Source organism: Hippea jasoniae, from assembly GCF_000744435.1.
Lineage (GTDB): Bacteria > Campylobacterota_A > Desulfurellia > Desulfurellales > Hippeaceae > Hippea > Hippea jasoniae.
Window position 1 is genome coordinate 230,932 of record NZ_JQLX01000012.1, and the last position, 11,602, is coordinate 242,533.

At 29.1% G+C, this 11,602-nt stretch carries 11 protein-coding genes and 1 pseudogene; all 12 read right to left on the reverse strand.

Going from position 1 to position 11,602, the window contains the following annotated elements:
- Positions 1-31: 31 nt before the first annotated feature.
- The 12 genes and pseudogenes from EK17_RS04830 to EK17_RS04885 all read right to left on the reverse strand — a co-directional run bounded on the left by EK17_RS04830 (position 32) and on the right by EK17_RS04885 (position 11,536).
- Positions 32-1,309 carry a glycosyltransferase family protein gene (locus EK17_RS04830; protein WP_035588015.1) on the reverse strand — a complete coding sequence of 426 codons (1,278 nt, stop codon included), beginning with the start codon at positions 1,307-1,309 and terminating at the stop codon, positions 32-34.
- Positions 1,302-2,453, reverse strand: coding sequence for a non-hydrolyzing UDP-N-acetylglucosamine 2-epimerase (wecB, locus tag EK17_RS04835; protein WP_035588018.1), 1,152 nt, complete (start codon positions 2,451-2,453; stop codon positions 1,302-1,304). Before wecB ends, EK17_RS04830 begins: the two co-directional genes overlap by 8 nt.
- Positions 2,450-3,595: an N-acetyl sugar amidotransferase gene (locus EK17_RS04840; RefSeq protein WP_084675085.1), complete on the reverse strand. Its 1,146-nt coding sequence runs from the start codon at positions 3,593-3,595 to the stop codon at positions 2,450-2,452. The genes wecB and EK17_RS04840 overlap by 4 nt, the downstream gene beginning before the upstream one ends.
- Positions 3,595-4,359: an AglZ/HisF2 family acetamidino modification protein gene (locus tag EK17_RS04845; RefSeq protein WP_035588022.1), complete on the reverse strand. Its 765-nt coding sequence runs from the start codon at positions 4,357-4,359 to the stop codon at positions 3,595-3,597. The genes EK17_RS04840 and EK17_RS04845 overlap by 1 nt, the downstream gene beginning before the upstream one ends.
- A 2-nt stretch (positions 4,360-4,361) precedes the next feature.
- Positions 4,362-4,976 carry an imidazole glycerol phosphate synthase subunit HisH gene (hisH, locus tag EK17_RS04850; RefSeq protein WP_035588025.1) on the reverse strand — a complete coding sequence of 205 codons (615 nt, stop codon included), beginning with the start codon at positions 4,974-4,976 and terminating at the stop codon, positions 4,362-4,364.
- Complete coding sequence (locus EK17_RS04855; protein ID WP_035588027.1) at positions 4,977-6,197, reverse strand: glycosyltransferase; 1,221 nt, start codon at positions 6,195-6,197, stop codon at positions 4,977-4,979.
- Complete coding sequence (locus EK17_RS04860) at positions 6,194-6,901, reverse strand: class I SAM-dependent methyltransferase (RefSeq protein WP_035588029.1); 708 nt, start codon at positions 6,899-6,901, stop codon at positions 6,194-6,196. Before EK17_RS04860 ends, EK17_RS04855 begins: the two co-directional genes overlap by 4 nt.
- The gene (locus EK17_RS04865) at positions 6,898-8,148 is read right to left on the reverse strand and encodes a lipopolysaccharide biosynthesis protein (protein ID WP_051904435.1); all 1,251 of its coding nucleotides are present in this window, start codon (positions 8,146-8,148) and stop codon (positions 6,898-6,900) included. The genes EK17_RS04860 and EK17_RS04865 overlap by 4 nt, the downstream gene beginning before the upstream one ends.
- A complete protein-coding gene (locus tag EK17_RS04870; protein ID WP_035588031.1) occupies positions 8,138-9,241 on the reverse strand; it encodes a DegT/DnrJ/EryC1/StrS family aminotransferase in 1,104 nt (367 codons plus the stop codon). The genes EK17_RS04865 and EK17_RS04870 overlap by 11 nt, the downstream gene beginning before the upstream one ends.
- A gap of 79 nt (positions 9,242-9,320) precedes the next feature.
- Positions 9,321-10,280 (reverse strand): Gfo/Idh/MocA family oxidoreductase, encoded by a 960-nt coding sequence (locus tag EK17_RS04875; protein WP_035588033.1) that lies wholly within the window; start codon positions 10,278-10,280, stop codon positions 9,321-9,323.
- A gap of 171 nt (positions 10,281-10,451) precedes the next feature.
- Positions 10,452-10,727: pseudogene (locus EK17_RS04880) on the reverse strand (four helix bundle protein); the annotation flags it as partial.
- 38 nt (positions 10,728-10,765) lie between these two features.
- Positions 10,766-11,536 carry an N-acetyltransferase gene (locus EK17_RS04885; protein WP_035586604.1) on the reverse strand — a complete coding sequence of 257 codons (771 nt, stop codon included), beginning with the start codon at positions 11,534-11,536 and terminating at the stop codon, positions 10,766-10,768.
- Between the last annotated feature and the right edge of the window lie 66 nt (positions 11,537-11,602).

Sequence of the window (11,602 nt, forward strand, 5' to 3'; positions counted from 1 at the left end):
ATAAAATATTGAACTATATAAATGCTATCATTTAAAATAATGCATTTTTAATAAACTTTCCTACCATGTTAGAGCAATAAAAATTATTTATATAATTAGTTTTGTATTTCCATGATTCTCTGTTTTTTAGTAGATAGAGTTTTATTATAAAGTCGACAATTAAATCTACATACTCATTTTTATTGTAAACCAAAAGACCTAAATTTCCTTTATTCCAGATCTCCTCAAGCTCTTTGTCTTTTTCTCCATTTACAATTCCCAAGATAGGTTTTTCGTGCATTAAATATTCAAAAAGTTTACCCGTTAAAATACCCTTATTTCCTTTATAACTCCAGGTGAGAAGTAGTAGTAAATCTGCATTTGATTGTAATTCTATCGAAGATTTCCAGGTTAGATTATTGTAAGTAACGATGTTTATTGATGGCATATCTATCTTATTTCTGATAAGTAGATTTTTAAATAATTCAGAATCGCCCCCTGCATATATCAGCTGTATATTTTTTTTAATATCTGAGGGCAACTTGTTTATTGCTTTTAATAAAACATTAAAATTTCTTTTTCCTGCATACAATTTACCTGTGTATATAATCTTAAACTTATCATTTTTTGTTTTTTCTTGGGTATCTATATAAATTTTATCTATGCAATTTCTTAGGATAAAATATTTATTCGTTGGAAAAATATTATTAAGTTCATCTAAAATACCTTTAGAGACTCCAGTTACAACATTAGCTTTTTTTAATATAGTCCTTTCTATCTTCAAATCTACCTTACTCTTATTATCATTTGTTATTCTTAAATCTCTAAAATGTGCAATCCATTTTAGATTTGGAAATATTTCTTTGAGAATTAATCCTAATATATGATCGGCTAATGGTGAGTATGATGTAAAAATATATTCTATATTATATTTTTTAATATAGAATATAGAATAATATATTGCTTGAATTATATAAAATAAATTACCTTCATATAAAATTGATAAATGCGAATTCAATATTGACTCTTTATGTTTAATATCGTTTTTTTCTTTTTTTGAATAGATATTACTTGCTTTGAATAGTTTACTTTTCAAAACATTAAATATTTTTAAAATGTATTTACCGTCTATATTATAGCATTTTTTGTCTGCTCTAATTTCACTATAGCACGAATAATCTTTGTTCAACCCACAGCCTGCAGTTGATATAATATAGACATTCCAATTGTTTTCTAAAAAACCTTTTGCGATCTTATAATTTCCAATACTACCTACAGCTTTTACAGGTGGAAAATAGTAATTAATAAAAAGAATACTGTTTTTATTCATCTGAAACCCGATCTTGGATATAATTGCAAATCAATTTACCAGCCTTACCGTCTCCATAAATATTGGTAAAAGTGTTTAATGATAGCTGACTGTAAAACTTTTCAAAATATCTGTCACTGTCATTAACTACTTTCACTATCTTATCCTTATCAGCTCCAACTAACACATTCGCACCAATTTCAACCAACTCTACCCACTCTGTTTCATCTCTTAATGTAATACATGGCTTTTTAAAAAAGTAAGCTTCTTTTTGAAGTCCCCCACTATCTGTAATAACTAATTCACAATTATCAAGAAGCCAGATCATTTCTAAATATCCTATTGGATCAATTATAGTGATAGAATTTAGAGGTAGCGATAATTTTTCTAATTTTTGTTTTGTTCTTGGATGAAGAGGCAAAACAATTTGAGTATCTTTTGCAATTTTTTCTAATGCTTCAAATATATTTTTTAGTCTTTCAGGATTATCGGTATTTTCGGCTCTGTGAATTGTACATAATATAAAGGATGAATGGGTTAATGAGTGAATGGGTAGATGATTTGGTGGTTTAGCAAATTGCTTGTAATATAATGCTACATCTAACATTACATCACCTACATTAACTATTCTTTGTTTATTTCCTGATGCAGTTATAAATGGAAATCCCTCTTTTTTTAGATTTTCTACTGCTGTATCTGTTGGACAAAACAGTATATCACTTACTCTATCTGTAAGTATTCTATTTACCTCTTCAGGCATTTTCATGTTAAAACTTCTAAGTCCTGCTTCTACATGAGCTAATTTTATATGAAGTTTACTTGCCACAATTGCTCCTGCAAGAGTTGAGTTTGTATCACCATAAACCATTATCCAATCTGGTTTCTCTTTTAGTGTAACTTCTTCAATTTTTTCTATCATTTGCCCTGTCATTGCGCCATGAGATTTTCCACCTATTCCTAAATAATAATCTGGCTTTGGAATTTTCATCTCTTCAAAAAATATATCACTCATATTTGCATCATAATGCTGACCTGTGTGAACGATAATTTCAGTGATTAGTGATTTGTGATTAGTAAGTTGCTCATTATATTCTTTTATTGCTCTACTCACTGCTCCTGCTTTTATAAATTGTGGCCTTGCTCCAAGTATTGTTAGGATTTTCATTTGTTTATTTTCTTGTAAATCTCTTTAAAAAAATTCCATAGGCTAATTTCGCTTCCATATTGTTTATGAGGCTTTTCAGGTCTTTGTAAGTAATCTTTTAAATCATCTTTAGTCCAATTCATTTTCTTTAGAAAATATTCAATATCATCTTTTAACTCTTGTTCTGTTGGATATGGAATTTCTTGAAGCGTTTTAATTGCATCTTCTTTTTTCATTTGATTGGTTAAAATAAGTGTTGATAAATGGTTTTTTCTTTTATCAACTCCAAATTTTACTGGCAAAATGAACCCTTGATAAAATCGGGTAAATACGGATTCATAATGTTTATATGGATACGGTTTATAATTAAATTGTTTTTGTAATGCTTCTAATGCTTCAAATTTATTGTAGCTTGGTAAGTAATCCAAAAAAGAAATCCACTTTATACCTTTAACAAATTCATAATAAATCTTATCTAATGTACCTATAGCGGGAAATGTTTTTATCTTAATTCTTTTAAGTTTTGCCAAATTTTTTATATTTTTCTTATCCCACTTAAACCAATTCCAGTTGCGGGGTAATATCATACCTTCTGTTGATGAATTTGTTCCAGCTAATATATATTTTAATCCATATTTATTTGCCTGTTGATAACAAACTGCAAGCATTGCATTATCATATAGTAATTCTATGTCTATAACATCTGCATCAAAAAAGGCTTGCATTAATTGCCTATATTCATCCCAATCAATAACATGAGTATATAGATCCACACCTAAGTTTTCTACAAGGTTTTTTATATTATTTGCTGCAAGCTCACTATCCCAACCATTATCCATATGAACAGCAAGGGGTCTCAGCCCTAATTCTTTTACTTTCACTAAAGTATAGGAACTATCTACACCTCCGCTTAGTCCGACTATGCAGTCATAAGGTTTATTTCTGCCGTCTTTTTTAACTTTATTTACGAGCTCTTCTAAACTCAAATTTATTTTTTTAGGAGGATTATCTAAAATTTTTAAAAATTCGTCACAATAATTACATCCTGTTTCGGTAAAAACAATACCTTCTGCTGTTTCATCCATAAGACACCTTTTGCATCTTTTAGGTTTTTCGTTAATTTCAACTAATTTTTCTCTTAATAAATCTATAAATTCCTGCATTAATTCTCTCCTAATACTTTTTTAAGTTCTTCATATCTTGGGTATGATATCACTACTGCTCTGTGAGGCATATGGAATACAAACATGCTTCCAGCTGCGCAAGCACTTGCTCCTGCATCTTTTGCCATCTTAAAATCCTTTAAATTTCTTGCTCCGCCACATGCTATTAAGGGGATAGAAAGATTTGACGAGATTTCTTTTATCATTTCTATGTTATATCCATTAAAAGTTCCATCTCTATCAATATCATTGAGTATTATTTCTCCAGCTCCTAAATCTTCCATGATTGAAGCTATATCTTCCGGCTTATAACTGGTTTTTTTTGTTCCACTTTTTATAAAAACTTTATAGCCATTGAAAAAAGTTTTTTTGTAATCTAAAGAAAAAACTACACTTTGAGAGCCAAAGTTTTTAACCAGTTCTTTTATTAATTGAAAATTTAAAATTGCATGCGTATTTAATATTACTTTTTCTATTCCTATTTTGAATAGATTTTCAGCGTCTTTAACAGATTTTATCCCTCCTCCATATCCAATAGGCATAAAAGCTTCACTAACCACCTCTTTTAAATAATCAAAATCTATTGATTTATTAGCTTTACTTGCTTCTATATCAAATATTATTAGTTCATCAACCTCTTTTTCGTTGAAAATCCTTACTGTATTAATTGGATCCCCTACATATTTATGATTTTTAAACTTTATTCCTTTATATAATCCTCTATTTTTCATTAATAAAACAGGAATTATTCTGGTTTTTATCATTTCTAATATTTCTCCACAAAATTTTTTAACAATTGCATTCCAAACCTATGAGACTTTTCAGGATGAAACTGAACACCAATAATATTATCATTCTCAAAACTTGATACAAAATCTATTCCGTAATTAGTGATTGTTAAAATGTCATTTTTATTATAGCAATCCACATAATAGCTATGTACAAAATAAAACCTACTTTCCTGATTTTCCATATTTTCGAACAATTTTGACTTTTTTGTAATCTTTACCGTATTCCATCCCATATGTGGTACCTTTAACTTATTATCTTCAAATTTAAATTTCTTAGTATAAGCATCAATAAAACCAAAACCTTTCAACTCACCCTCTTCGCTTCCCTTTGTTAGAAGTTGCATACCAAGACAAATCCCCATAATAGGAACTTTTTCAAGCAAAACTTTTTCTTTTATCAAATCCCATAAACCTAAATCTTTTAAATTTTTTACTGCATTATCAAAAGCTCCAACACCAGGAAGGATTAATTTCTTTGCATGTTTTACTTCATCTCTATTAGAAGTAATTATGCTTTTTCCGCCTACTTTTTTTATCATATTAGCAACAGAGCCTACATTTCCCATTCCGCAGTTTATTATTGTTATCATCTAAAACCTTTCCAAAAACTCAGCAAATTTCTCATGATTATCGTTTGAGTTAAAGTTTTTTATATAAATATCTCTCGATTTTTCTCTCATTTTTTTGTAATTTTCAATACTTTTCTTTAAGTTTATAGCTTTTGTTAAAATATTTTCAAACTCTCCAAAATCTGGATTTGCTGAAAGCAAAAAACCATTTACTTCATTTTTTACTATCTCACTTATTCCACCAACATCTGTAGCTATAATTGGAAGTCCTACACTACAAGCTTCCATTAAACTAACAGGCAACCCTTCACTTGCACTTAAAGTTATAAAATAATCAAATGAATTCTTTTTATAATATTCAAATATATCTCTATTTTCTAAAAACCCAACAAAGTTTATTATAAAGTTATCATTTTGTAACTTTTTCTTTTGTTGTTTTAATTCATTTTCTAAAATACCATTTCCTATATGATGCCACTCTATATTTATATTATATTTTTTAGAATAATTTGATAAATACTCCATAATCATATCTATTCTTTTTACTGGAGACATCAAAGCGCAAGAAACTATTTTAAGAGTATTTGAAATATTGATAGGATTTATTATATGCAAATCTTTCACTCCTAAATAGCTATTATAAAGATTTTGCAAATTATATTTTCTTTTTAAATAATTATATCCTTGCATAGAAATAGTTACAATTTTATCTATATTTCTCACATCATCTTTTCTAAAAGGAATATACCCACCTCTTCTTTCTTCATACAAATCATATCTATGAGTTCTTGTAATGACTTTTAAATTAAACTGTTTTTTTAAACTACGTAAAGCTGTTGTCGTATAATCAAACCAATAGGTATAATAGATGTAATCCGCATTTAAAACATTATTTTTGATAAGTTTTTTGATATTATCTTTAATCCAAATATATCTTAAATAATATTTAAGTAAATCTATAAAATGCTTCTTATTGGTGATATATTTTAATTCTTTAAAAAATTCTCCATCTATATTTTTTAAATATAAAAAAATCTTGTTTTTATTAAATTCATCTAAATCTTCATAAACTTTTACATTTTGTAATTTGTCAACAAATCTACTACGATTACCCTTTTTAGCTAAAGGAATAATGATTATTTTATGATGTTTTGACAATACCTCTAACTCTGGCTCAATAAAAGTATCTTCCAGTGCTACAGAATACGGATATGAACCTGTAAAAAGAACTATGGTTTTCATATTACTTCCATTATAATTGTATCTCGCAGCATAGGATATTTTTTAATTAAAATATTTTTTATTATTCTTCTCCTTGATAATCTACTTGCATGTTCTGCAAATAAAATATTATCTAATTCATATCCACTATCAATCAAAATTTTAGACAATGTATAAGGGGTAAACCAAAATCTATGATCTGTATTAATACATTCTTTACTTTTCAAAGCAAATTTAATATTATCTAAGCAAAATGCATTTGGTGTTGTAATAATAAATCTATTAACATTAGGAAATCTTTTTTTCAATTTTGATAAAAATAGCACTGGATTACCAATATGTTCTATAACATCAGGCAATAATAAATAATCAAATTGTTCATTTACTATTTCAGAAGGAAATTCATCATTAAGTATATCTAATGCAAAAATATTTTTTATTTTATACTTCTTTTGAAGATATTCAACTCCCTCTTTATTTATATCCACTCCAATGCATTTTTTAGAAACCTTAATCAATTTATTATGTAGCCAATTATCTGTCGCTATCTTTTTATCAATTAACGGTAAATGATCTACAAAACCTATGTGTAAAATTTTTTTTCCTTTTGAAATATTTAATAAGTAGTTATTCCTAAATATTAAATCACTATACGGTATATCAACCAATAAACCATTATGAAACTTTTCTCCATTTAAATATCCTAAAATATCTCTAAAAATCATAGTCTTTCTCTTTGTAAAATGTAAAAAATATGCCCAATAAATACAACCAAAATTACTATCATACTAAAAGATAACAACTTTAACATTTGAATAAAGTCTTGCATTAAAAAAATCAATACTATTGGTACAATAGCATAAATAATAGCATATATTAAAACAATATGTTGTTTTTCTAAGATAATAAATATATTTGATAATGGTGATGAAACAAAAGTTAAGCATATCCAGAAAGATAAAATGGAAGCTATATCTCCAGCAGTTTTCCATTTTTCTCCAAATATTATAATAAACAGATCACCCGCAAAAAAATAGACTACAGTAAATATTGGCAATGAAATAATCAAAGCTTTTTTTACAAAATTCCAAGATAAGTTAAAAAGTTCTCTTTTATCAACAACACTCATTTTTTGTAAAAAAACTTGTGATATTGAACTTCCAATAATAGACATTGGTAATTTCAACATTCTCTGAGCTAAGTAATACTGTCCTAAAGTTGTTATATTGTACACTGAACTTATTAATATATTAAATCCTTGTTCCCTAAAAGAATCAATCAATACATTAGGCAAAGAGTACTTTGGAAACTTAATATATCTTTTAAACAAAAATAGTATACTATTTTTGTTTATTTTTTTTAAAATAGTTTTTTCTTTGATCAAATTTTTAAATAACTTCCCATTAGCAAACATTTGAGAAATTACTTGTCCACTAATAAGACCACTCGCTCCAACTTTTATAAACCCTAAACTTAATTGAGTAATAGTATTTGCTATTGATTTTATAACTGTAGCTTTTGCCAAATCTTTATAATATTTTTTTCTATTGTTCCAGTAATTAAGCACATTATAAAAACCTGTGAGTAATACTGCTAAGGGTATGAAATAAAGCCACAAAGAAATCTCTTTATTATTTAAAAGTTTTACTATTTTGTTATTAAAAAATAAAACGACTAAAAAAATTATAAATGAAAAAATAGTTGTTATAATAATACCAAGAGCCACAATATTTATAGCATCTTCATCTTTTTTTGGAAGCATTATTGCATATTCATAACTACCACTTGCTATGCTTCCTAAAATAGAAGTAATTGATACAAACAAGGCAAATATTCCAAAATCTTCAGGAGTATAAAGCCTTGTAAGAATTGGACTAATAGCTATTGGTATGGCTTGAGCTATAGTTGTACCTGTCATAAGAGTTAAAACATTTTTTGCAAATTCACTTTTTGGTTTTAGTTTATTTATCACCTATTAAGGCCTCTTTAATATACTCAATCTCCTCATCACTCAAATAAGGATTCATTGGCAAACTTATAATCTCTTTACTAACTCTCTCAGCCACTGGAAAATCTCCTTCTTTGTAGCCAAGATATTTAAAGCACTCTTGCAAGTGAAGTGGCATAGGATAATGAATTGCTGTTGGAATTCCTTTTTCTTTTAATTTTGCTTGTATTTCATCTCTATTTTTTACTCTTATACTATATTGCGCCCATGCACTTGTTCTATCATCTTTAGTAAATGGTAGAATGAGTGGATGGGTGGATGAGTTGAGTAATTCTGTGTATTTTTCAGCAATCTGTTGGCGCTTTTTTAAATCTTCTGGGTAATGCCTGAGCTTTATATTCAGAATAGTTGCCTGTATAGTATCCATTCGTGCATTAATACCGATATATTTGTGGTTGTATCTTTTATTTTGCCCATGAACTCTTAGCATTTTAATTTTCTCAGCTAATTCATCATTATTTGTTAAAACTGCTCCACCATCTCCATAACAACCAAGAGGTTTTGCAGGAAAAAAGCTTGTTGTGTATATGTCACAGTAATGAACTTCTGCTTTACCTTTGTAAGTGGCTCCAAAACTTTGAGCACCATCAACTATATGAAATAAATTATATTTTTTTGCAATTTCATTAATTGCATCTAAATCGCTTGGCTGTCCATATAAACTAACTGATATAATACCTTTTGTTTTAGAAGTTATTTTTTCTTCTATTTTTGATACATCAATATTATATGTTTTTTCATCTATATCTACAAATACAGGTTTTGCACCAAGAAGTGCTATTGTTTCAGCTGTTGCTATAAAAGTAAATGGAGTTGTTATTATTTCATCTCCTGGTTTTATATCAAGAGCCATCATAGCAAGTAATAAGGCATCTGTTCCACTGGCACATGTTATAGCATTTTTTGCACTAGTAAATTCACATAATTTTTCTTCAAGCTCATTTATCTCAGGCCCCATAATATATTTCCCATGATTTAAAACATGTTGAATGGCTTTATCTATTTCATTTTTATACAAATTATACTGATATGTAAGTTTTGCAAAGTCAATTTTCATCACTAATGCTCCTTTTACTCATCTACCCTTAATCTCATCTGCACATCCTCTCATTAACTCATCCACTCATATCCCACATTTATCCATTCATCAATCTCTTTGCTAAAGGATGTACTCTATCATTAAATCCAACAGGTTTTATATTTCTTATCTGATGCACAAGCTCAATAGATAGTCTTGCATCTTTAATGCCAAAACCTCCGCCGTTTAATATATCTTTATAAACAAGTGTATGCAAGTCTGTAAAGCCACCAGAAAATTCAATCTCTTTTGAATCTACTGTTATAGATCTGTATGTTCTCTGACCTTTTTGTTTTATATCATCGGGTAAATCGTTATAATCCACTGACAAAAACCACCTAACATAAGCTTTTTTTAACTCTATAAAGCCTGCCATCTTTTTTAAAGGCTCACAGTAGTGAACCTCGCTGTTCTTTACCTCACCAAAAAGCCACATCAGCATATCAAAGAAATGTATTCCGATATTTGTTGCAACACCGCCGGACTTTGATAAATCTCCCTTCCACGAAACAAAGTACCATCTGCCTCTTGAGGTTATATAGGTCAAGTCTATGTTGTATTTTTTATTCTCTTTAGAAGTCTCTTTTTCTATCTTATCCTTTAGTGAAATGATTGAAGGATGAAGTCTTAATTGAAGAACATTGTAAACTTTTCTCCCTGTTTCTTGCTCTATCTCCTCTAAAGCATCCAAATTCCAGGGATTTAAAACAAGAGGTTTTTCGCATATTGCGTTTATTCCACTTCTCAATGCCCATCTTATATGAGCATCATGAAGGTAATTTGGGGAACAGATAGATGCAAAATCTACCTTATTTCCTCTTCTTCTTAGCTTATCAACATGCCTATCAAACCTTTCAAATTCTGTAAAAAAATGGGCTTCTGGAAAGTATGAATCTATAATGCCTACACTGTCGTTTGGATCAACTGCTGCAAGCAGATTATTACCGGTATCTTTAATTGCCTTCATATGTCTTGGTGCGATATAACCTGCTGCACCTATTAGGACAAAGTTTTTCATAAAACCTCCTGAGTTAGCGTTAAGCGTTAAGTATTAAGTGTTAAGCGCTAAGCGTTAAAAGTTGAGATTAAATTTTTGGCGTTTAACTTAACTCTTAGAGCTTAGAACTTTTATATAATTGTTTTTTAGACCTGTCAGCATTTTTAAAATTTCATTTAATTCTTTAATCTATTTTAAACCCAACTGCTTTTCTATATAATTAATTTCTATTCCAATATATATCTGCGTTATTAATTCTGCGCAAGAACCTTTAGCGATTTCGATAAATCTAATCTTTTCTTTGTCGGACTCTTTTTCCATTCCTTCTGCAATATTAGAAGCTATTGACAAACTGCTTCTTGTTATCTGATCCTTAAAGCCAAAATCTTTCAGGTCTTTGAAATATTTGTATATTTCAATAGAAAGCCTACAGCCTTTTTTCCAAACATCCAAATTTTCACATTTCATGATTACGTTTTCCCCTTTTAAAACTTAGTCCTTGATACTTAGCGCTTAATGCTGAATTGATTCTCCAACAGCTCATCTTCTGGCACATCTCTAAAGTATTTTGCAGGTAAGCCTGCATAGATCTTTTTGGGTTGAGTGTCTTTTGTAAGAAGGCTTCCAGCGGCAACCACGCTGTCTTCAGCTATAGTCTTGTTTGGCAATATAACCGCACCAACACCTATTCTTCCACCTTTTTGAATTTTAACCCCACCAAATTCTTTAAACCTTTTTTGACTTCTGCCTAAATAATTGTCGTTAGATGTTAAAACACCTGGAGCTATAAAGCAGTAATCCTCAACTTCAGAGTAGGCTGTGATATATACATTTGTTTCAAGTTTGCATCGTTTGCCAATGGTGCAGAAGTTTTCTATTGCAACGCCTCTTCCAACAATCGTGTATTCGCCTATCTCAACATTTTCCCTAATGGTAGATAGATCTGCTACAAGCACATTCTTATTTATCTTGCAACCAGCATAAATCACAACTGATGTGCCTATCAAGCAATTATCCGCAATCATTGCTGGTGGTAGTTGCTGTTTTTTTGTTGTTGCACTAATGGGTGATTTCATTGGTTGCTTGCCAATAACGGTATTATCATCAATTCTGACATTATCACCAATAATTGTACCCTCATGAATAACAACATTATTGTCTATCTGGCAATTCTTGCCTATCTTTACATCCCTACCTATAACGGTAAAATAACCAATCTGTGTATTTTCACCTATCACACTTGATGGGTCAATAACGCATCTTTCAAATTTCTCCATAAAAAGATCCTTTCTTGTTAGGTTTATTAAAAACTTTTCTAAATTCAAAACCTGAACGCAAGTATA